Source organism: Phytomonospora endophytica, from assembly GCF_014202425.1.
GTDB classification, from domain to species: domain Bacteria; phylum Actinomycetota; class Actinomycetes; order Mycobacteriales; family Micromonosporaceae; genus Phytomonospora; species Phytomonospora endophytica.
Genome location: NZ_JACHGT010000010.1, coordinates 176,915 through 197,982, shown reverse-complemented (window position 1 = coordinate 197,982; position 21,068 = coordinate 176,915). Strand labels below are relative to the sequence as shown.

Annotated in this window: 17 protein-coding genes and 1 pseudogene; 10 read left to right on the top strand and 8 right to left on the bottom strand. The window is 70.3% G+C overall.

Features of this window, described 5'->3' with window-relative positions:
* Positions 1-104 precede the first annotated feature (104 nt).
* On the bottom strand, positions 105-1,133 hold the full coding sequence (locus HNR73_RS23280) for a hypothetical protein (protein WP_184789713.1): 1,029 nt from the start codon (positions 1,131-1,133) through the stop codon (positions 105-107).
* Positions 1,134-1,354: 221 nt separating this feature from the next.
* Between HNR73_RS23280 and HNR73_RS23275 the strand changes: the two genes are divergently transcribed.
* The 8 genes and pseudogenes from HNR73_RS23275 to HNR73_RS23240 form a co-directional block, all read left to right on the top strand.
* Positions 1,355-2,740 carry an MFS transporter gene (locus tag HNR73_RS23275; RefSeq protein ID WP_184789712.1) on the top strand — a complete coding sequence of 462 codons (1,386 nt, stop codon included), beginning with the start codon at positions 1,355-1,357 and terminating at the stop codon, positions 2,738-2,740.
* On the top strand, positions 2,737-3,393 hold the full coding sequence (locus tag HNR73_RS23270; RefSeq protein WP_184789711.1) for a class I SAM-dependent methyltransferase: 657 nt from the start codon (positions 2,737-2,739) through the stop codon (positions 3,391-3,393). The genes HNR73_RS23275 and HNR73_RS23270 overlap by 4 nt, the downstream gene beginning before the upstream one ends.
* A gap of 134 nt (positions 3,394-3,527) precedes the next feature.
* Positions 3,528-4,430 carry an MBL fold metallo-hydrolase gene (locus tag HNR73_RS23265; protein ID WP_184789710.1) on the top strand — a complete coding sequence of 301 codons (903 nt, stop codon included), beginning with the start codon at positions 3,528-3,530 and terminating at the stop codon, positions 4,428-4,430.
* Positions 4,431-4,797: 367 nt separating this feature from the next.
* Positions 4,798-5,553 carry an ABC transporter ATP-binding protein gene (locus tag HNR73_RS23260; protein ID WP_239122210.1) on the top strand — a complete coding sequence of 252 codons (756 nt, stop codon included), beginning with the start codon at positions 4,798-4,800 and terminating at the stop codon, positions 5,551-5,553.
* Complete coding sequence (locus HNR73_RS23255; protein WP_184789708.1) at positions 5,540-6,232, top strand: ABC transporter ATP-binding protein; 693 nt, start codon at positions 5,540-5,542, stop codon at positions 6,230-6,232. Before HNR73_RS23260 ends, HNR73_RS23255 begins: the two co-directional genes overlap by 14 nt.
* Positions 6,233-6,244: 12 nt before the next feature.
* On the top strand, positions 6,245-7,492 hold the full coding sequence (locus HNR73_RS23250) for an ABC transporter substrate-binding protein (protein ID WP_184789707.1): 1,248 nt from the start codon (positions 6,245-6,247) through the stop codon (positions 7,490-7,492).
* A gap of 98 nt (positions 7,493-7,590) precedes the next feature.
* Entirely contained in the window at positions 7,591-8,400 is an 810-nt protein-coding gene (locus tag HNR73_RS23245) for a branched-chain amino acid ABC transporter permease (RefSeq protein ID WP_221331104.1), read from the top strand.
* A pseudogene (locus HNR73_RS23240) lies at positions 8,397-9,338 on the top strand (branched-chain amino acid ABC transporter permease); the annotation flags it as partial. The gene HNR73_RS23245 and the pseudogene HNR73_RS23240, both read left to right, overlap by 4 nt.
* Positions 9,339-9,389: 51 nt before the next feature.
* Here the strand turns inward: HNR73_RS23240 and HNR73_RS23235 are convergent.
* Together HNR73_RS23235 and HNR73_RS23230 are read right to left on the bottom strand one after the other, a co-directional pair.
* Positions 9,390-11,267, bottom strand: coding sequence for a helix-turn-helix domain-containing protein (locus tag HNR73_RS23235; RefSeq protein ID WP_203686470.1), 1,878 nt, complete (start codon positions 11,265-11,267; stop codon positions 9,390-9,392).
* Positions 11,264-12,025: a 3-hydroxybutyrate dehydrogenase gene (locus HNR73_RS23230; protein WP_184789704.1), complete on the bottom strand. Its 762-nt coding sequence runs from the start codon at positions 12,023-12,025 to the stop codon at positions 11,264-11,266. Before HNR73_RS23230 ends, HNR73_RS23235 begins: the two co-directional genes overlap by 4 nt.
* 112 nt (positions 12,026-12,137) lie before the next feature.
* Here HNR73_RS23230 and HNR73_RS23225 point away from each other — a divergent pair, with 112 nt between their 5' ends.
* Positions 12,138-12,851, top strand: a complete 714-nt coding sequence (locus tag HNR73_RS23225) for an SMI1/KNR4 family protein (protein ID WP_184789703.1) — start codon at positions 12,138-12,140, stop codon at positions 12,849-12,851.
* An 82-nt stretch (positions 12,852-12,933) separates the two neighbouring features.
* The gene (locus HNR73_RS23220) at positions 12,934-13,230 is read left to right on the top strand and encodes a hypothetical protein (protein ID WP_184789702.1); all 297 of its coding nucleotides are present in this window, start codon (positions 12,934-12,936) and stop codon (positions 13,228-13,230) included.
* Here the strand turns inward: HNR73_RS23220 and HNR73_RS23215 are convergent.
* From HNR73_RS23215 to HNR73_RS23195, 5 genes are all read right to left on the bottom strand, one after another.
* Positions 13,227-13,391 carry a hypothetical protein gene (locus HNR73_RS23215; RefSeq protein ID WP_184789701.1) on the bottom strand — a complete coding sequence of 55 codons (165 nt, stop codon included), beginning with the start codon at positions 13,389-13,391 and terminating at the stop codon, positions 13,227-13,229. The two genes, HNR73_RS23220 and HNR73_RS23215, sit on opposite strands and share 4 nt — an antisense overlap.
* Before the next feature lie 841 nt (positions 13,392-14,232).
* Positions 14,233-17,400: a S8 family peptidase gene (locus HNR73_RS23210; protein ID WP_184789700.1), complete on the bottom strand. Its 3,168-nt coding sequence runs from the start codon at positions 17,398-17,400 to the stop codon at positions 14,233-14,235.
* 214 nt (positions 17,401-17,614) lie between these two features.
* Entirely contained in the window at positions 17,615-18,142 is a 528-nt protein-coding gene (locus tag HNR73_RS23205; protein ID WP_184789699.1) for a GNAT family N-acetyltransferase, read from the bottom strand.
* 40 nt (positions 18,143-18,182) lie between these two features.
* Positions 18,183-18,968 carry a hypothetical protein gene (locus HNR73_RS23200; RefSeq protein WP_184789698.1) on the bottom strand — a complete coding sequence of 262 codons (786 nt, stop codon included), beginning with the start codon at positions 18,966-18,968 and terminating at the stop codon, positions 18,183-18,185.
* Positions 18,969-19,060: 92 nt separating this feature from the next.
* Positions 19,061-21,019, bottom strand: coding sequence for an APC family permease (locus tag HNR73_RS23195; protein ID WP_444544125.1), 1,959 nt, complete (start codon positions 21,017-21,019; stop codon positions 19,061-19,063).
* Positions 21,020-21,068 lie beyond the last annotated feature (49 nt).

The window sequence follows — 21,068 nt, the reverse complement described above, 5'->3', positions numbered from 1 at the left end:
GTGTCCGAACGAGACTCGCCGGGCCGAACCCGGCTGGGGACTACAGCCCTCTATGTCATCGTCTGGCATCGGACGAGATTAGCAGGGCCCGGCAGCGGACGGAACTACTCACAACCGTCGACGGTGCCGCCGTTGTCGTCGACATCGCACCTGTCGGTGCCGGGACCGCCGAACACGCCGTCGGCGTTGCCCTCGCCTTCGCGGCCGCCGATACCCGGCGCGGCCTCGATGGAGTCGTCACCGGCGTCACCGTGCAGCTCACCGCGCTCGCCGGTGCCGTTGCCCGCGTGGCCGACGTCGAGCCGGGGGTTGCCGCCGACGGCGATGACCACGTCGTCGCCGTCACCGCCACGCATGACCGCGCGGGACCCGGGGCCGTCGTCGCCCGGGACGGCGTTGCCGTTCCCGCCGCTGTACCCGTCGCCGCCGGTGGCGACCAGCCGGTCGGCGCCCGGACCACCGTCGATGGAGCCGGTGTTGCCGACACCGCCGTCACCGTCACGGTCGTCGGGGTAGGCGCCGACGCCTTTGGCGCGGATCGTGTCGTCGCCGTCGCCGCCGTCGACGGTGCCCGCGTTGCCGTCGCCGCCGTTCGATCCGGCGCCGCCGACCAGTTCGACGCCGTCGTCGCCGGGACCGCCCAGCACGGCACCGGTGTTGCCGACGAAACCGCGCCCGCCCGCGTCCGGTTCACCGCCGGACCCGCCGGTGACCGTCACGGTGTCGTCGCCGCCGCCCACGTCGACGGTCCCGGAGTTGCCCGCGCTGTTGCGCAGTTCCCGGCGCAGGGCGTCGGCGTCGATCGCCGCGCCGGTGAGCGTCACCGTGTCCTCGCCCGGCCCGGTCTCGATCACACCCGCGTTGGCCGGTGTACCCGGCTCGCCCCGGCCCGCGACACCGGTCGCGACGACCGTGTCGTCGCCGTCGCCGGTCCGGACGGTGACGCCCTCACCGACGCCTTCGGGGCATTCGACCCGGTCGTCACCGCCGGTCCCCTCGATCACCGTCCCGGTCACCGACTCACCGTTGACCGTGCACGTGCTCCCCGAGGCATAGGCGCGGGTCCCAAGCCACACCGCGCCCGCCGCGAGGACCACCAGCGCCACCACCCCGACGGTCCTGCCTTTCGGCATGACATCCCCCTCCATCGACATACGCGCAGGAGTCTATGCAGGAAGACGGCCGCCCGTGGCGAACTCGCGCCGAGGCCGCGGCCGGCGGCCGCCGCGACGTCGACCGGTGTCGATGTCGCGGTGCTGGCCGCGTCCGGCAAGATCCTTCGCGGCGAGCAGGCTTGCCTCCCCGGCGACAATGCGTAACATACGGGGCGATCAACTACCCCGGAGGTTCATCGATGACAGACGCCACGAGCAGTTCGCCCGGCCCATCGGCTCCACTGGGGACGGTCACCAGTACCCGCCGCGCCATCCTCAACACGCTGCGGGGCTCCTCCGGCAACCTCGTCGAGTGGTACGACGTCTACATCTACACGGTGTTCGTGACCTACTTCGAGCACCAGTTCTTCGCCGAAGAGGACGAGAACTCCACCCTCTACGTCTACGCGATCTTCGCCGTGACCTTCCTGATGCGGCCGGTCGGCTCCTGGTTCTTCGGCCGCTACGCCGACCGCTCCGGGCGCCGCAAGGCCCTCGTGCTCAGCGTGTCTCTGATGGCGCTGGCCTCCTTCGTCATCGCGGTCATGCCCACGCGGGCGACCATCGGCGGCTTCGCCGCGGTCGTCCTCATCGTCTGCCGGCTGGTGCAGGGCTTCGCCACCGGCGGCGAGTACGGGACCTCGGCGACGTACATGTCGGAGGCGGCCACCCGAAACCGGCGCGGCTTCTTCTCGTCCTTCCAGTACGTGACGCTCGTCGGCGGCCACGTGCTCGCCCAGTTCACCCTGCTGATCATGTTCGCGTTCCTCGACAAGGAGCAGATCGAATCCTGGGCCTGGCGGATCCCCTTCGCCATCGGCGGCGTCGCGGCGATCGTGGTCTTCTGGCTGCGGCGGTCCATGGACGAGTCCCTGCCGCCGGAGAAGCTGGCCGCGATCCGCTCGGGCGCCGACCGGAACTCGGGCTCCATGCGGACCCTGTTCACGTCGTACTGGAAGCCGCTGCTGCTGGTCTTCCTGATCACCATGGGCGGCACGCTGGCGTTCTACACCTACAGCGTCAACGCCCCGGCGATCGTGAAGACCGCCTACACCGACGAGGCCGTCGTGGCGACGTGGGTGAACCTGATCGGCCTGATATTCCTCATGCTGCTCCAGCCGGTCGGTGGGCTCATCAGCGACAGGATCGGGCGCAAGCCGCTGCTGGTGTTCTTCGGCGTCGGCGGGGTGATCTACACGTACTTCCTGCTCACGTTCCTGCCGAAGACGACCAATCCGGTCGCGTCCTTCGGGCTGCTGGCGATCGGGTACATCATCCTGACCGGGTACACGTCGATCAACGCGCTGGTCAAGGCCGAGCAGTTCCCCGCCTCGGTCCGCGCGCTCGGCGTCGGGCTCGGCTACGCCGTCGCCAACTCCATCTTCGGCGGCACGGCACCGCTGATCTACCAGGCGATGAAGAAGGACCACCTGACCGAGTTCATCGCCTACGTGACCGTCACGATCGCCATCTCCCTCGCCGTGTACGTGTTCTGGCTCAAGAACAAGTCGACGACGCAGCTCGACATCGAGTCGGGTCACGCCTTCGAGACCGCCGGGACGGGGGGCTCTACGATTCGCGGGTGATCACGCCCGCCCCCGACGTCGCCCGCAACTGGGACGCCCGCGCCGACCGCTACCTGGAGTTGTTCGGCGACGAGCTTTCCGGCAAGCCCTTCGACCGCGACACGCTCACCGCCTTCGCCGGCCTCGTCGGCGAAGGCGGTCGCGTCTGCGACGCCGGATGCGGGCCCTGCGGGCACGTCGCCGGGCTGCTCGCGCGACACGGACTGGACGTGGTCGGTGTCGACCTGTCACCGCGCTGCGTCGAGCTGGCGCGGATCGAACGGCCCGGCGTCCGCTTCGAGGTGCGCGACCAGCGCGACCTCGCCGAACTGGGGCCCTTCGACGGGCTGGTCTCGTACTACTCGCTGCACGACCAGCCCCGCGCGGTCCTGCCCGGCACGCTCGCGGCCTGGGCCGTGGCGATCCGGCCCGGCGGGCGGCTCCTCGTCGTCGCCAAGGAGGGGACCGCCGACGGCGAGATCGATGACCCGCTCGGCACCGGCGCCCGCGTGTACTGGGCTGAGCACACACCGGAGGACCTGCGCGCGGCGGCCGAGGCGGCCGGTTTCCGCGTCGACGGGCTCACCTCCCGCGAGGCCTACGCCGAGGAGATCCCGACGCGCCGGATCTACCTGTCGGCGACGCGGAGGGGCGGAGGAGACGGGGTGAGGTAGGGCGGGGTGGTGGGGCCGCTCCGTCGGCGACGAGCAGGCGGCGAAACCGGCTGACCGGTCGCGCCCTCCCCGCTCCGATGCGGCAAGATCATCCCCCGGAGAGACCCACCCCGTCTCCCGGGAAGGAAGTCGCCATGACCACCCCCAGTTCGCCCGCATCCGCGGCCGCCTCGTCGTCGCCCCTTCGCTTCGGGACCGACGGCGTCGTCGACCTTGACGTCACGTGGCATGCCGGATGGCCGTCGGCGAAGCACGACCCGGCGCCGGAGATCCAGTCGCACCATCTCAACGAGCACACGGTCCTCATGCGGCAGAACATGTCGGTGAACTACGAGGCGCCGTTCATGTTCCTGTTCTTCGGCGCGGCCTCGGCTGTCCTCATCGACACCGGGGCGACGGCCGAGCCGGAGTACTTCCCGTTGCGGCGGGTCGTCGACGAGCACGTCGAGCGTTGGCTGGCGAAGCATCCGCGCGAGGACTATCGCCTGACGGTCGTGCACACCCACGGCCACGGTGACCATCGCAGCGGCGATGGACAGTTCGCCGACCGGGAGCGCACGACGGTCGTCGGTCCGCAGTTGCCGGAGGTCGCCGCGTTCTACGGCTTCGGCGACTGGCCGGCCACGCCGCGCGAGCTCGACCTCGGCGGCGGGCGGATCGTCGACGTCATCCCGAGTCCCGGCCACCACTCCTCGGCGGTGACCTTCTACGACCGCTACACACGCCTGCTCCTGACCGGCGACTCGCTCTACCCGGGCCGCCTCTACGTCGACGACTGGGCCGCCTTCCAGGCGAGCTTCGACCGGCTGGCGGCGTGGAGCGAGACGCACGAGATCTCGCACGTCCTCGGCTGCCACATCGAGATGTCGACCGACCCCGGCGAGGACTACCCGATCGGCTGGAACCACCAGCCCGACGAGGCCGCGCTGCCGATGACGGCCGCGCACATCATCGAGGTCCAGCGGCGGCTGCGGGAGATCGACGGGAAGCCGGGCCGGCACAGTTTCGACGAGTTCCACATCTGGTATCAGGCTTGAGTGTCCCCTTTTCGCCTCAATGACCTGAAAAAGAGGTGACCGAAGGTGTCCGACTCTTGACGAAACGTGAAAATCGCGCTAGATTAGTAAGTGGAGCCCGACCCGTCACACGGTAGAGATTATCGAGTGGTAGAGCCGGGCTTCTTCTCTGCCCTGCGCACGCCGTGTCCACATCCGGCCCGCGCATGTGCCCTTCCCCGGCTCCGGCCCGCCGCCCCCATGTGCGTCGACCATGGCCATATCGCGGGTTTTGTGTGGCCGCACGCCATGGCTCCCGCCCACCGGCTCCCCTAGCGTTCACCCACACGGCAGCAGTGGACCGCGTCCCCACGGTCCCACCGTCACCCAGCGCAAAGGAGCCGAGCCGGTGGCGTCCATCCTCACCACCCGCGGGCTGGTCAAGGCCTTCGGCGGCTTCCGTGCCGTCGACGGCGTCGACCTGGACGTGGCCGAAGGCAGCGTCCACGCCCTCGTCGGCCCCAACGGAGCCGGCAAGACCACCCTCTTCCACCTCCTCACCGGCTTCCACCGGCCCACGTCGGGAGCCATCGACGTCGCCGGGCGCGACATCACCGGCCTCCCGCCCGACCGCGTCGCGCGGCTCGGCCTGGCCCGCTCCTTCCAGATCACCAACCTCTTCGCCAAACTCACCGCCCGCGAGCACGTCGAGCTGGCCCTGGCCGCCCGCACCTCCATCGGCTGGCGCTTCTGGCGTTCCGACAAGGCCCTGCGCCGCTTCAGCCCGCGTGCCCTGGAACTCCTCGACGAGGTCGGTCTCGCCGGTCTGGCCGACACCACCAGCGACGCCCTCGCCTACGGCCGCCGCCGTGCCCTCGAACTGGCCCTCGCGCTCGCCCTCGAACCCCGCGTCCTGCTCCTCGACGAACCGACCGCCGGCATGGGCGCCGAGGACGTCGACCGGACCGTCGAGCTGATCGCCCGCGTCCGCGAAGGCCGCACGGTCGTCCTCGTCGAGCACAACATGAACGTCGTCGGTTCCCTGGCCGACACCGTCACCGTCCTCAAACACGGACAGGTGCTCGCCGAAGGCCCCTACGCCGAGATCCGGCGCGACCCGCGGGTCGTGGCCGCATACCTGGGAGACGCCGATGTTGAGCGTTGAGAACCTGTCGGCCTGGTACGGGCAGGCGCGGGCCTTGAACGAGGTGTCGCTCGACGTCGCCGCCGGGGAGGTCGTCACCATCGTGGGCCGCAACGGCGCGGGCAAGTCCACGCTCCTGCGCTCGATCATGGGCCTGCACCCGAAGACCACCGGAACGGTTTCGCTGGACGGGAAGCCCGTCGACCGGCTCGCCCCGCACCAGCGCACCCGGCGCGGCCTCGGCTACGTCCCCGACGACCGCGGCATGTACGCCTCCCTGACCGTCCAGGAGCACCTGCTGCTGCCCCGCGCGGTCGGCCCGAACCCGTGGCCGCTGGAACGCGTCTACGAGACCTTTCCCAACCTCGCCGACCGGCGCGGCTCGGCCGGAACCCGGCTCTCCGGCGGCGAACAGCAGATGCTCGCCATCGCCCGTGTCCTGCGCATGGGCGCGCGGCTGCTGCTGTGCGACGAGCCGACCGAAGGCCTGTCGCCGCTGTTCGTCGCGCGCATCGGCGAGATTCTCCGCGAGGTCAAGGAGGCCGGCGTCACCGTCCTGCTCATCGAACAGAACGTGCACTTCGCCGCGACCGTCGCCGACCGCCACTACCTGCTGGCCGAAGGGCGGGTCGTCGACCGGCTCGACAACGACCAGGTCCGCTCCCGCGAACACGAACTGCTCGACTACCTCGGCATCTAGAAGGAGACCCTCATGAGAAGGCGCGTGCTGACCGCCGTGGCCATCGCCGCCGCGCTCACCACCACCGTCGCCGCCTGCGGCGGCGGACCCGGTGGCGGCGGCGGAAAGATCACCGACGACAAGATCGTGCTCGGCGTGCTCAACGACCAGTCCGGCGTCTACTCCGAACTGTCGGGGAAGAACTCGGTCACCGCGGTCGAGATGGCCGTGGAGGACTTCAAGGCCAAGTACGGCGACGACGCGATCACCAAGAACATCGAGGTCGTCACCGCCGACCACCAGAACAAGCCCGACGTGGCCAACACCAAGGCCCAGGAGCTCTACGACCGGCAGAAGGCCGACGTCATCCTCGACGTCCCGACCTCCAGCGCGGCCCTCGCCGTGGCCGGGCAGGCCGCCGCGAAGAAGAAGCTGCACATCAACGTCACGGCCGCGACCACCGAGCTGACCGGTGCCAAGTGCAACAAGTACACCTTCCACTGGGCCTACGACACCTACATGCTCGCCAACGGAACGGGCACGAGCGTGACGGAGGCCGGCGCGAAGGACTGGTACATCGTCTATCCCGATTACGCCTTCGGTCAGGACATGCAGAAGAGCTTCACCGAGGCGATCCAGAAGACCGGCGGGCAGGTCATCACCGCCGACCCGACGCCGTTCCCCAACGACGACTTCTCCACCTTCCTGCTGAAGGCCCCGACGCTGTCGCCGACGCCCTCGGTGATCGGCACCATGCACGCCGGTGGCGACCTGGTCAACCTCGTCAAGCAGTACAACGAGTTCGGGCTGCGGGAGAAGGGCGTCGACCTTTCGGTCGGGCTGATGTTCATCACCGACATCCACTCGCTGGGCGTCGAGGCCTTCGCGGGCACGACCTTCACCGACGCCTGGTACTGGAACGCCGACGCCGACAACCGCGCCTGGGCCGACCGCTTCCAGGCCAAGACCGGCACGCGGCCCAGCTTCGCCCACGCGGGTAACTACTCCGCGGCCCTGCAGTACCTGGAGGCCGCGCAGCGTGCCGGCACCGACAACGCCGACGACGTCGTCAAGGCCCTCGAAGGCTTCGCCTTCAACGACGTCTTCGCCGCCAACGGCCAGGTCCGCGCCGAGGACCACCGGATGATCCACGACTCCTACCTGGCGAAGGTCAAGTCCCCCGACCAGGTCACCGAGGACTGGGACTACGAGGAGATCGTCGAGACGATCCCCGCCGCCGAGGCCTTCCGACCCGCCGCCGAGAGCGGCTGCCAGTTCTGACCCGCGACCGCCGGGCGGCCCGCACCGGGCCGCCCGGCGGTGAAGGAGTGACGGTGCAACACATCTTCAACGGACTCGTCAGCGGCTCGTTCCTGGCGATGCTCGCCCTCGGCCTCGCGGTCATCTTCGGGATGCTCGGGGTCGTCAACTTCGCCCACGGCGCCTTCTACATGCTCGGCGCCTTCGGCGCCTACCTGCTGCTCACCGAATGGGGCGTGAACTACTGGGTCGCGCTGGCCGCCGTGCCGGTCGCGCTCGGCCTGTTCGGCGCCCTCGTCGAACGCGTCCTGATCCGGCGGCTGTCGGCGCTCGACCCGCTGTACAACTTCCTGCTCACCTTCGGGCTGGCGCTGCTGCTCCAAGACCTGGTGCGCCGCGAGTACGGCGTCCAGTCGCAGCCCTACACCTCGCCGCTGACCGCGACCGTGGACTTCGGACTGTTCACCTACCCCGCCTACCAGGTCATGGTCCTGGGCATCTCCCTGGTGGTGTGCCTCGCGGTGTGGCTGGTCCTGTCGAAGACCCGGCTCGGCGTGATCGTCCGGGCCGCCACCGAACGACCCGAACTCACCCGCGCCCTCGGCATCGACGTCGGCCGCTATGTCGCGCCGATGTTCGGTTTCGGCGTCGCCCTCGCCGGTTTCGCCGGTGTCCTGGCCGCACCGATGCGGGCGGTAAACCCGCTGATGGGCGGCGACCTGATCATCACCGTGTTCGCCGTCGTCGTCATCGGCGGACTGGGCTCGATCTTCGGTTCGGTCACCGCCGGTTTCGCCATCGGCCTGATCACCGCGCTGGCCAACCTGTACGTCCCCACACTCTCCCAGACGATCGTGTTCATCCTCATGGCCGCGGTCCTGCTCTGGCGCCCCGCCGGGCTCTTCGGCCGCGAGGAGGCCTTCACATGATCCTGTCCCGCCTTGCCGGGCGGCCCGTCCTGCTCGCCGCCGGACTCATCACCGTCCTGGCACTGCCCTGGCTGATCTATCCGCCGGTCGCGATGGACGTCTTGTGCTGGGCCCTGTTCGCCGTCGCCCTCGACGTGCTGCTCGGCTTCACCGGACTGCTCTCCTTCGGGCACGCGGCCTTCTGGGGCACCGCCGCCTACGCCGCCGGGCTTTTGGCCATTCACTACTCGCTGCCGTTCCCACTGGCCGTGCTCGGCGCCGCGCTGGCCGCCGCGGTCCTGGCCGTGCCGATCGGCTTCCTGTCGGTGCGCCGGACCGGTATCTACTTCGCGATGGTCACCCTCGCCTTCGCGCAGATGGTCTACTTCCTGGCCAACCAGTGGAGCGGCCTCACCGGCGGCGAGAACGGCCTCCAGGGCATCCCGCGCGAACTGTTCGGCCTCGACCTGTCCGACCCCTTCTTCTTCTACTACTACGGCCTGCCACTGGTCCTGGTGGGACTCTGGGCGGCCTGGCGGATCGTGCGTTCACCCTTCGGGCGCGTCCTGACCGCCATCCGTGACAACCCCGCCCGCGCGCGTGCGCTGGGCTACCCCGTGGACCGCTACAAGCTGCTCGCCTTCGTGCTCTCGGCGGGCCTCTCGGGTCTCGCCGGCGGGCTCTACGCGATCTCGCATGGCTTCGCCTCGCTCCAGGAGGTCAACTGGACGACCTCCGGCAAGGTCGTGATCATGGTCGTGCTCGGCGGGATCGGCACCCTGTGGGGCCCCGGGCTCGGCTCGCTGATCATGGTGCAGCTCAACGACTTCCTGTCCACGGCGGGCTTCGACGGCATCGACCTGGTGACCGGCGGCGTGCTCATCCTCATCGTGCTGCTGTTCCGGCGCGGCATGTGGGGAACGGTCGTCGACCTGCTCGCCCGGCGCGCGGCGCGGCGCGCCGAGGCCCGGGCCAAGGCGAAGGCCCCGGCCGCCGAGGAACCGGTCCCCTCAGGTTCGGCGTAGCCGATGCAGTCGGAGCGCGAGCTGGATCTCCAGCGCGCGCTCCGGCGACTGCCAGTCCTCACCGAGGAGCCGTCCGACGCGTTCGAGGCGCTGCGCCACGGTGTTGACGTGGATGTGCAGGGTCTGCGCGGTCCGCGCCGGAGAGCCGCCGTGTCCGAAGTAGACGTCGACGGTGTGCACGAGGTCGGTGCCACGACGGCCGTCGTAGGCGACGACCGGCCCGATCGTGCTGTCGAGGAACGCGTCGACGTCGCGGTGGTCGCCGATGAGCAGCCCGACGAAACCCAGATCGGCCGCACCGGCACCGTGGCCGGTGCGCCCGAGCGCGACGAGGGTGTCGGCGCAGCGCTGCGCCTCCCGATGCGCCGAGGCCACGTCGGCCAGCGCCGTGATGGGGCCGCACGCGCCAGCCGTGGCGGGGCGGCCGAGCACGGCGGACAGTTCGGCGGCGACGCGGCGGGCGGCCTTGCCGGGGTCTTCTCCGGGTAGGAGGAGGGCGACCTGGGTGCTGCCGGCGGTGGCGAGTCCGCGTTCGGCGGTGGCCTGGGCCGAGGCCCAGAAGCCGACGCGTTCGCGGGGGCCGTCGTGCCGGGCGACGACGAGGACGTGCGGGCGGTCGAGGTCGACGCCGAGGCGGCGTCCGCGTTCGCGGAGGGCGGCGGCGTCGGTGATCTCGCGGGAGATGAGGTCGTCGAGGAGTTCACCGCGGAAGCGGTCTTCGGCCTCGGCGACGCTGCGGCGTTCGAGGAGCAGCAGGGCGGTGACGAGGGCGGCGCGTTCGAGGATGCGCTGGTCGGTGTCGGAGACGTCCTCGGCGGTGCGCAGGACGAGAGTGCAGAGGGTTTCGGCGCCGACGTCGACGGAGGCGATGGTGAGTTCGCCGCGGCGAACGCTGCGGCCGAGGGCGCGGGCGGTGCGGGCGGTGTCGAAGACGCCGGATTCGAGGTCGCCGACGGCACCGACGGTCTCCAGTGGACGGTCGGTGGAGTCGAGGACGAGCAGGGATCCGCCGATCACCTCGGTGACCATGGCGGCGACGTCGGCGACTCCCCCGCCGCGCAGGACGAGGTCCATCATCCGGTCGTGGGCGAGGGCGGCGCGTTCGACGGCGTTGCTGTGGGCGCGGACGACCTTGTTGGCGGCGCTGAGTTCGTCGAGGGCGGCGCGGGTGCCTTCGAGGAGGCGGGCGTTGTCGATGGCGACGGCGGCGTGCGCGGCGAAGGAGCCGAGCAGCGCGACCTCCTCCTGTACGAAGGGGCGGGCGCTGCGGTCGGCGGCGAAGAGGACGCCGATGACGCGGGAGCCGAGGCGCAGGGGGACGCCGAGGATGGCGACGAGGCCTTCTTCGTGGACGGCGTCGTTGATGGTGCGGAGGTGGTCGAAGCGCTCGTCGGCGAAGTAGTCGGCGGTGGCGTAGGGGGTGGCGCTCTGGGCGACGAGACCGCCGAGGCCGGCGCCCATGGGGAGGCGGAGCTTCTGGAAGTTCGCCGAGGCCGAGCCGTCGGTGACGCGCATGTAGTTGTCGTCGCGGTCCTCGTCGTAGAGGGTCATGTAGGCGACGTCGGTGCCGAGGAGCTGACGGGCGCGGCTGACGATCGCGTCGAGGACGGCGTCGAGGTCGCGGAGTTCGGCGAGGTCACCGGCGGTCTGGAAGAGGGCGGAGAGTTCGGCCCCGCGGCGCGCGCGGCGGGCGAGGGCGGCGCGGACGCGCAGGGCGACGAGTTTGGCGTTCTCCAGTTCTTCGAGGGCCTCGGCCGAGGCACCGGCGGCGCGCGCGGCGAGGACCGGGCCCTCGAACTCGACGGCGGAGGCCTCGCGGGCGAGCAGTTCGAGGTACTCGGCGGCGCCGGGGACGGGGGTCAATGCGCGGTCCAGCCGCCGTCGATCATGAGCGAGGAGCCGGTGATGAAGGACGCCGCCGGGCTGCAGAGGTAGGCGACGGCCTCGGCGACCTCGGTGGGTTCGGCGAGTCGTTTGATCGCCGAGGGCGCGAGCATGATGTCGGTGACGACGCGGTCGGGGCTGATGCCGTGGGCTTCGGCCTGCGCGGCGATCTGCTTCTCCACCAGGGGTGTGCGGACGTAGCCGGGGTTGACGCAGTTGGAGGTCACGCCGTGTTCGGCGCCTTCGAGGGCGATGACCTTCGACAGGCCTTCGAGGGCGTGTTTGGCGGCGACGTAGGCCGATTTGTAGGCCGAGGCGCGGCGGCCGTGCACGGAGGACACGTTGATCACACGGCCCCAGCCGCGCGCGTACATGCCCGGCAGGGCCGCGCGCACCAGGCGGAACGGGGCTTCGACCATGAGGCGCAGAATACGAGCGAAGACCTCCGGGGGGAAGTCCTCGATCGGCGCGACGTGCTGGATTCCGGCGTTGTTGACGATGATGTCCACATCGGACGGTACGGTCGCGGCCGCTTCGGCGAGGTCGGCGACGACGGCCTCTCCCCCGGTCTCGGCGGCCACCGCGGCGGCCGCGGCGGCGTCGACGTCGACCACGATGACCTTCGCGCCCGCTTCGGCGAGGCGCAGCGCGCAGGCACGGCCGATCCCGCCGCCGCCACCGGTGACCAGCGCGGTCCGTCCGTCCAAAGTGGGCGCCTGCGCGCGCGGACTGCTCATGTCCGCGAATCTATGGGCCGCCCGCGCCGACTCCCATGGGCGGCGGCCACACACCTTCGGTGCGGGTTGTGTGGGCCTGATCCGTGTCGTATCGCCACCCTAGGATCGCGGGATGGAGGACATGGCGGCGATCGCGGCCCGGCTCGCCGAGCTGCGCGAGGCCGACACCGGGCGGTCGGTCTTCGGGTCGTCGACACACGGCCACACCACCGGCGGCCCGGTGGATCCGGCACTGCTCGCACGCGTCGAGGAGCTGGCCGGTGTACGGCTGCCGGAGCACTACCGCGCCTTCCTGACCACGGTCGGCGACGGCGGTGCGGGCCCGTATTACGGCATCACTCCGCTGGCCGACGCCCTCGCGTGGATCACCGACGGCTGGGGCGCCGAGGTGCTCGGCGCGGACAGTCCGCTCACCGGCGACGTCGACTTCACCGAGCTGCTCGACGGCCCTGAGGACTGGGAGGAGCACGCCGCCCTCCTGGAGTCCGACCCGGAGTACGAGGCCGGTTTCGAACGGCTCAAGGAGGAGTACCTCGGCGAGCCGTGGTGCAATGGCCGTCTCCCGATCGCCGAGTACGGCTGCGGCGACTGGTACTTCCTCGTGCTGCGCGGGCCGCGCCGGGGTTCGCTCTGGGTCGACTGCGTCGTCGGCGGCAGCGGCATGTACTGCCTGGAGGTCGACTTCGGCACCTGGTATTCGCGGTGGCTCGACGACACCCTCGACCGGGTCGGGAGAGACGACTTCGCGCCGGAGAACGCGGTGTACTCGGTCTTGCGGCACGGTGACAACCCGCGCTACCGCGTCGTGCCTCCGCAGGAGGACTAGCGGCCCTGACACGAAAGAGGTTTGATCTTCCTGGCCACACCTGTGGGTGGTATAGGTATTCGAGCTAGGAAACAGCCCCCTCATGGCAACGAAGACACACGCCCGTGCCCGCAAGTCGACCGCAACGAAGACTCCCAAGCGCCCGCCGGCCCGGACCGACGGAGCGGCGTGGCTGTGGCCGTGCCTGGTCGCCGACACCACCACCGCCACCGACCCGACCGTGGCCAACCTCGACGCGCTCTCCATGGGCTACGGCACGGCACTCCCGGTGTGGCGTCCGGGTGCCGGTGTCCCGCAAGTCGTGATCACCGCGTGGTCCAGGTGGGTTCCCTACATCGGCACGGTCAACGCGAGCGTTCAGCTAACCGAAGTCGGCTAACGACGGTTCCAAGCCGTCCACACCCCCGACGCGGCTATGAACATGCCGATGGCCGCGGTGATCGCCGCGTACGGCTCGGCGGTATCGAGGAAGAACCATCCCCCGACTCCGATCATGACTACGCCGCACGCCACCGCGAACCAGTCCCACCGTTCGACCATGGCGCGAGCGTAACCACCGGGCGGACCACTGGTGTATCGCCCGAACGAAGGGGGGCCTCCCCGGTGAAGTCCTCCACTACCGCGACCGCTCGCGCGATCTATTACGGTCTGGTCCGCGCCCTCGAAACACGCTGTCCCATCGTGGGTGTACTTCTCGGCCGCTCGACGGCGCCGACCTACACCCACGTCCCGCGATGAGTAGCGCGCCCCTCCTAGTGCCCGTAAGGAGGTGACGCCCGCACCCTTCCGAGTATCCGCCCCACGTGCGACAACGCCCACGCCGCGAGTCCTTCACCGGACCTCGGCGGGGGCGGTTTTTTGTTTTGTTCTCGCCCACGTCCGCGACAGCCGCCCGGAAGCCCTCACCGGCCGCAGCGCCGAGAACACCGGCCCGGCGCCCGTCAACCAGGACCGCGACGCGCTCGCCTTCGACGGCGAGGGCCCCATATGTGGAGAACCCACCGCCCGGCTGACGGTGCACGTCGAGTGCCCCCGCGTCGAGGACCCGGTACGGCACGCCCGGGGGCGCGTTCACCGGGACGAGTCACGCCGGTTCGTCCATCACGACATGGACCCCGCATGTACCCCCGTCCTTCACGCGCGACACGGCTACAGGGACCGTCACGGCCACCCCGCGCGACGTGCAGGGGAGGATGCGTGGCTGTAGCTTCCGGGCGTGATCCTTGGGGATGTAGGCGAGGCGCTCCCCACCGACGTACACCCCGACGGCGAGCGGATCGTGTTCGTTTCTGACCTGCGGAAACTTACGGGTGTTAACAATGAGCAAGAAAAAGCCCGCCGGGTCAGGCGACCCGGCGGGCTCTCGGTCTGCTCGAACTCGCTACTTCAACGCCCACGACCGTGTCGTGGACTGCGTGACGGCGTTGCCGTCGCCGTCCACGGCGGTGAGACGGGTGGACACGAACTTCGCGCCCTTGGGGTGCCACAGGGAGGCGACGGCGTGGTCGCCGGTGCGCTTGACCGTCACCGTCTTCCACGTCTTGCCGTCGTCGTAGGACACCTCGAAGGTGAGCTTCCTGGTGCCCAGCGGCGCGGTGGCGCCGCTGCGGACCACGTCCAGGGTCAGGTCCTGGCGCTTGCCGGCGGGGGCGTAGCCGTTGACCACGCACGCCGAGCCCAGCCGGACGTTGACCATGGGAAGCGCACCGGGCTCGCCGGGCTTGGTGTGAACGGTCCACTTCGCGCTGGAGGCGGTCCCGAGTATCGAGTACTCGTTGACGCGCTCCGTGTCGCAGGTGAACACGAGGGTCCCGGACGCGTCGGCGGGCAACGTCGCGGCCTGCCAGCAGGGAGTCATCGTCTCCAGCGGGACCTTCTCACCGTTGAAGGTGAGGGACGCCGTCCCGGTGACGGTGCCGCTCTTGTGGTCGGTCAGCAGTGTGTCGGCGCCGGAGTCCTCGTACATCTCCGGACCGAAGTAGATCTCCCCGTCGGACCGGTGGTTGCTGTGCATGCCGACACCGAGCGGCGCCTGACCCCACACGACGTCCTTGCGGCCGCCCGCCGTCTTGACACTGTCGTACTGGATGAACTCGTATCGGTTCTCGGCCTCGCCGATCTTCAGGGTGGCCATGTAGTCGCCCGGCGTGAAGTACTCGGTGCGGCGGCCGGGCACGGGCGCGGCCGGGCCCTCGATCGAGTAGAAGCCCGCGCTCATCGGGTAGTCGACCCGCTCGCCGCTGAAGGCGACGCCCTGGGAGTGGTAGACGGCGTCGTCCCTGGCCAGCTCGGCGTTGCCGACGGTGAACGTGGTCCGCCCGGGCAGTTCGCCCTGAACGGAGAAGCTCAGGGAGTAGGAGTAGGCGTTCTTCGCGCCCTTCGGGCTGCCGTAGGTCACCCCGTGCAGGACGTTGAACCCGGTGCTCAGACCGGCGCTGGGGATCGAGTACGTCCGCGAACCGTTCGCGGCCAGCTGGTTGAAGGCGTAGAGGTGCCGTCCGTCGGCATCGACCGCCTGGATCTCGTTCATGGTGCCGAAGAGCACGGCGTCGTCGGCGTCGAGGTCCTCGTCGACGAGCTGTCCGGTGCGCAGGTCGGGCGTGCTGGTGGCGTCGCCTCCTGCGACGGTGACCTCCTCGGCGAAAGCCGTCATCGACGGCGAGTCGCCTGCTTCCTTGACGCTGCCGCTGATCTGGTAGCGGCCGGGAGCCAGCCGGACGGAACCCTTGCCCTCGGCGTCGATGCCGACGACGTCGAAGGACGCCGCGTCGAGGCCGTAGACGATGACGAAGGCGCCCCACTCGTCGTCGGCGACCGGTCCGCCGTCGCGGGTGGTGACGTCGATGTTCAGGTCGTAGACCTCGGGCTCCAGGACGACGCCCAGGGCGGTGCGGACCGACACGCCGTCGGCGGTGGCGGTGAGGTAGGCGCCGTAGTTGCCGGCGGCTCCGCCGACGACCTTCGCCGATACGCCGACCGTCGCGCTCCTATGCGCCGGTACCGTCACCTTGGGGCTGTCCACAGTAAAGCGCGAGTCACCGGTGACGGCCAGCGCCAGTTCGACGGCGGCGTCGGTGTCGTTGGTGTAGGTGACGTTCCGCGCGGCGGGGTCCTGGGTGTAGGGGTAGCCGAAGGCGCCGAAGCTGACGCTGCCGTCAGCCGTGACCGGGGCCGACAGGTCGCTGACGTCGACGCGCCCGGCTCCCTGCTCGAAGACGCTGAGGCCTTCGAGGCCCTTCGACGAGCCCATCAGCGCCGCCTTGAGGCGGGTCGCGGTCCAGTCGGGGTGCGCCTGCTTGAGCAGCGCGGCGGCGCCGGCCACGTGCGGCGTGGCCATGGAGGTGCCGTCGGCGGTGGTGTAGCTGTCGTCGACCGGCTCGCCCATGGACGTGCCCGCGGCGCGCGCTGCCGTGATGGCGGTTCCGGGGCCGGCGATGTCGGGCTTGACGGCGCCGTCGCCGAAACGCGGGCCCTGGCTGGAGAAGTCGGACAGCGTGTCCTGCTTGGTCACGCTGCCGACGGTCAGCGCGGCCTCGGCCGTACCGGGCGAGGAGACGCAACCCACACAGCCGTCGTTTCCGGCGGCCACGACGATCAGCATGCCGGTCCGCTCGGTGATCTCGTTGACGGCGAGGGACAGCGGGTCGGTGCCGTCGGTCGGGCCGCCGCCAAGCGAGACGTTGGCGACGGAGGCGCCGTTCTCGGCGGCCCACTCCAGGCCGGCGATGATCGCGCTCTCCTCACAGACCCCCGCGTCGAGACAGACCTTGGCGACCAGCAGGTCGGCGCCGGGCGCGACGCCCTTGTACCTGCCGTTCGAGGCGGCGCCGGATCCGGCCACGGTGGACGCCACGTGGGTGCCGTGACCGAAGCCGTCGATCGCCTCGGGCGACTCGCCGCTGAAGTCCTTGGCGGCCTTGACCCTTCCGGCCAGGTCGGGGTGGGCCGGGTCGTACCCGCCGTCGATGATCGCGACGGTGACGCCCTCACCGGTGTAGCCCGACTCCCAGGCCGTCGGCGCCCCGATCTGCGGGACCGACTCGGCGAGCGTGAAGCGCGCTTTACCGTCGAGCCACACGCGGTCGACGCGGTCGGCGGCGACGCGCTCCCACAGGCCGCCGGTGGCGGACAGCGTGTCGAACTCGCCGGGCTCGTCGCGGACGATGACGGGAAGCGCGCCGGTGTCGGCGAAGCCGTCGGCGAGCAGGTCGGTGATGTCGAACAGCCGCTCGTCGAGGACACCCTCCCGCAGCGGTCCGAGCGCGTCGGCGGGAACGACGTACTGGTCGCGGTTCTCGCCGCTGCCGGAGTAGTACTTCACGTGCGGGACGTGGCCGCGGCCGGGACCGGCGACGAAGCCGACCTCGCCGTCGGCGGTGACGACGACGGTGTCGCCGGTGATGAGCGTGATCTCACGGGCCTGCGCGAGTTCCTCGGCGGTGAAGGCCGCCGGTGCGGCGGCGCCTGTTTGCTCCGTGGCGGGTATGGCGACGCCGCTGAGCAGCAGCGCGCCCGCGCCCGCGAGGAGCAGGGAGGGACGAAATGACAAGGGGTGCTCCGCATCGTCTCTTGTGGATTCGACGGTCTGTCGACGAGAAGGACGACATGGGCGAGCCGAGGGGTTCAGTCCGGATGGATCAATTTCTGACGAGATCGACTGGGGCGGCGCGGATCGCCGACTCGCGCGAAGGGCTCCATCCGGGCCCCCGACCGCGATGCCCGGTCGTCTTCGGCGTGCTCACCGCTCTGTTCGTCGCGGACGCCTAGTCGGCGAGGATCCGCTCCCACAGCAGTCCGTCGTGCCAGCTTCCGTCGAGGAGGATCGCCGCGTGCGCGACGCCGTACGGGCTGAATCCGTTGCGACGCAGCACGCGCTGCGAGGCGAGGTTGGCGAGGTTGGTGGACGCCTCGGCGCGGTGCAGTCCGAGTTCCTCGGTCATCACCCGCAGGACGAGTCCGACGGCCCGTCCGGCGTGGCCCTGGCTCTGCGCGCTGCTCCCGATCCAGTAGCCGACCGAGCCGCGCCGCAGATGCGGCTGTGGCAGGATGCCGCCGACGGTGACCTGCCCGATGACCTCGCCGCCGGCGAGCACGACGCCCGGCCAGGCCGTGCCGGCCCGGTGCCCGGCCAGTAGCCCGTCGATCCGCTCCTCCTGCCCCTCCTTCGTGAAGAACTCCGGCGGCTGGGCGGGTTCCCACGGACGGAAGGCCTCGGCGTCTCGCGCCCGGTGCGCGGCGATCGCGGCGGCGTCGGCGGGCTCGATGAGGCGGATCCTGGTGTCTGCGGGCATGGGCTGATCCTCATCGGGTTGGGGCGGGTGGGACGCCAGCCTAGACGAGCTCGCTCAGCGGCTTCCAGTCCAGCTCCGTCGTCCTCTTCCCCTTGACGGGCAGGGCCCAGGACAGCCGCTCGGGCAGGATGGCGAACCTGGTCACGACCTCGGTGATACCGACCTGTTTGAACGCGAAGTCGTCGACGTCGTCCGCTTCGAGCGTCATCTTGAGGATGACGCCGGGGGTGGCTCCGGTCAGTCGCGTGGCCATGCTGAGGAAGCCGTCGCGCGAGGCGTCCCACGCGCCGCCGCGGAAGCTCGGCCTCGCCGGCTCCAGGCGGCTGTCGCGCACGATCCGGGCCGCGGCCAGGGTGGTCCCGTGGTACAGCTCCGAACCGACGTCCAGGGCTGCGTTCTCCCGCGCGGCGCGGTCGAGTCTCCATTTGCCCAGGCTGGCGGCGTAGGCGTCATAGTTCTCGTACTTGCACGTCTGGTGCAGTTTTTTCATCACCCGCGCCTGATTCGTCATGAGGACGGACTTCGCCGTCGCGGCGTCGCCGCCGTCGACGAGGTACTTGACTCCCTCGACGACGACGAACCTCGCCGTCGGCATGTTCGCGAGCTCGGCGACCAGGCGCAGCAGCAGTTCGTCGGGCTGCTTTCGGATGTCGAGCGGGACGCCCTTCGCCGTTCGCAGGCGCTGCACGACCGCGGCGTTCCCGGCCGTCCGCTGCGCCGTGATGAGCGCGTGCGACGACGGCCGGGGCGGAAGCGCGAGACGTGCTCGCCGCGCGGGGCGGTGATCGTCCGCCGTGGATTCCTCGGATGCGCTGTGGGCGGGCATCTTTCCAACATGAACCGGCCCCCGCGCGGGCGGACAGGTCCGGCCGCACCGGCGGAAGGTGCCGCGCGGCCTGCCCGGAAGTGTCGCCGCCGCTATCCGCCGACGTGGATCCCCGGCCGCCGTTCCGGATCGGCCTCGCTGGCCCGGATGATCTCGCGCACGACCGGCGCGGTGTCGCCGCGCCCGAGGATCAGGTAGCGGAACAGGTGCATGAGCGGGTTGCCCTCGGCCCACTCGAAGTGGCAGTGCGGGCGGACACCGGTGGCGTCCCGCAACGCCAGCAGGATCGCGGCGATGGCGTTGGGAGCGGCGGGGCTCTCCGCACGCAGGATGCGATAGCCGTCGACGTCCACACCGCGAACCGACAGCGTGTTGCTGAACTCCGAGGGGTCGACCACATCGATCTCCAGGAACATCACGTCGGCCGAGCGCGGCACCGGGTTCATCCCCCGCTGCGCGCCCTCCTTCTCGGAGTATTCGAGGGCGTCGCCCGCCTGGCGGCGGTTGGCGATGATGGTCAGCTCGCCGTCGAAGGCGATGCTGTCGGTGATGAACCCGCGCGCGGCCTCGTCGAACTCGATGCGCTCGGCGCGCAGCTCGGTCGTGCGCGAGACCCGCGAGATCAGCGACACGACCACGATCCCGGCGATGAACAGCGCCGAGATGGCGATCCCGTCGGGCTTCTCGATGACGTTCTCGATGAGCGCGTAGAGCAGGATGAGGGTCAGCACCGTGAAGCCGGCGCTCGCCGCCTTCTGACGCCGCCGGATCGCCGAGATCGTCACGGCGACCGAGCCCGACACCATCATCGCCAGGATCCCGGTGGCGTAGGCACCGGCCTGGGCGTTGACGTCGGCCTTGAAGGCGATCGTGATGGCGATGCTGATCAGCGTGTAGACGATGACGACCGGCCGGACCGCGCGTCCCCACTCCGGCGCCATGCCGTAGGCGGGCAGGTAACGCGGGACGATGTTGACCAGCCCGGCCATCGCCGAGGCGCCCGCGAACCACAGGATCACGATGCTGCTGACGTCGTAGGCGGTCCCGAAGAACTCGCCGAGGGTCTCGTGGGCGAGGTAGGCCAGCGCGCGGCCGTTGGCCTCGCCGCCGGGCTCGAAGGCCTCGGCGGGAATGAGCACGGTCGTGAGGAAGCTCGTCGCCAGCAGGTACACCGACATGATCAGCGCCGCCGCGGTCAGCAGCTTGCGGGTGTTGCGGATCCGCGACTCCAGCTTCTCCGCCGCGGTCTTGCCCTTCGCCGCCACCAGCGGCATCATGCTCACGCCCGTCTCGAAGCCCGACAGGCCGAGCACGAGCAGCGGGAAGGCGAGGATGGCGGGCCCGACGACGCCGCCGAAACCCCCTCCGCCGGAGGTCAGCGCGTCGGTCCAGGCGCTCAGGTCGGCGGGCGTGTCGATCAGTTTGACGATCCCGGCGACGACGACGGCCGCGTTGAGCGCCAGGAACACCGCGACGATCGGGATCGCCACGCCGACGGCCTCGCTGAAGCCCAGCAGGAACACGCCGCCGAGGACGAGCAGCAGCACGACCGTGACGAGCACCTCGTGGCCGTGCAGGAAGGCCGGGAAGTACGGGTTCTCGACCATGTGGACGGTCGCGTCGGCCGAGGAGAGGGTGATCGTGATGATCCACGAGGTCGCCACGAAACCGAGCAGCGCCAGCACGAACAGCTTCCCGCGCCAGAACGGCAGCAGGTTCTCCAGCATCGCCACCGAGCCCTGTCCCGACGGGCTCTCCCGCGCGACGCGCCGGTACATCGGGAGCATCCCCAGCAGGGTCAGCAGCACGATGAGCAGTGTCGCCAGCGGTGAGAGCGCTCCGGCGGCCAGGGCGGCGATGCCGGGCAGGTAGGACAGGGTCGAGAAGTAGTCGACGCCCGTCAGGCACATGACCTTCCACCACGACTGCGGCTTGCCGTGGTCGTCGCCGGCCTCCGGCCCCGACGGGTGCACCTGGTGCCGCAGCAGCCATCCGGCGAGGCCCTTCTGGGGCGGCCCGGACTTGCCCGGCCCGTCCACGTGAGCCGGCACGGCGTATTCGGCGTCGCTCTCCACACCCGTCTCCTTTACGTGTGCTGAC

Coding starts and splice junctions, on each gene's coding strand:
- HNR73_RS23275 (WP_184789712.1), top strand. CDS start 1,355: ATGACAGACGCCACGAGCAGTTCGCCCGGCCCATCGGCTCCACTGGGG.
- HNR73_RS23200 (WP_184789698.1), bottom strand. CDS start 18,968: ATGCCCGCCCACAGCGCATCCGAGGAATCCACGGCGGACGATCACCGC.
- HNR73_RS23245 (WP_221331104.1), top strand. CDS start 7,591: ATGCTCGCCCTCGGCCTCGCGGTCATCTTCGGGATGCTCGGGGTCGTC.
- HNR73_RS23255 (WP_184789708.1), top strand. CDS start 5,540: ATGTTGAGCGTTGAGAACCTGTCGGCCTGGTACGGGCAGGCGCGGGCC.
- HNR73_RS23280 (WP_184789713.1), bottom strand. CDS start 1,133: ATGCCGAAAGGCAGGACCGTCGGGGTGGTGGCGCTGGTGGTCCTCGCG.
- HNR73_RS23265 (WP_184789710.1), top strand. CDS start 3,528: ATGACCACCCCCAGTTCGCCCGCATCCGCGGCCGCCTCGTCGTCGCCC.
- HNR73_RS23220 (WP_184789702.1), top strand. CDS start 12,934: ATGGCAACGAAGACACACGCCCGTGCCCGCAAGTCGACCGCAACGAAG.
- HNR73_RS23205 (WP_184789699.1), bottom strand. CDS start 18,142: ATGCCCGCAGACACCAGGATCCGCCTCATCGAGCCCGCCGACGCCGCC.
- HNR73_RS23225 (WP_184789703.1), top strand. CDS start 12,138: ATGGAGGACATGGCGGCGATCGCGGCCCGGCTCGCCGAGCTGCGCGAG.
- HNR73_RS23230 (WP_184789704.1), bottom strand. CDS start 12,025: ATGAGCAGTCCGCGCGCGCAGGCGCCCACTTTGGACGGACGGACCGCG.
- HNR73_RS23250 (WP_184789707.1), top strand. CDS start 6,245: ATGAGAAGGCGCGTGCTGACCGCCGTGGCCATCGCCGCCGCGCTCACC.
- HNR73_RS23215 (WP_184789701.1), bottom strand. CDS start 13,391: ATGGTCGAACGGTGGGACTGGTTCGCGGTGGCGTGCGGCGTAGTCATG.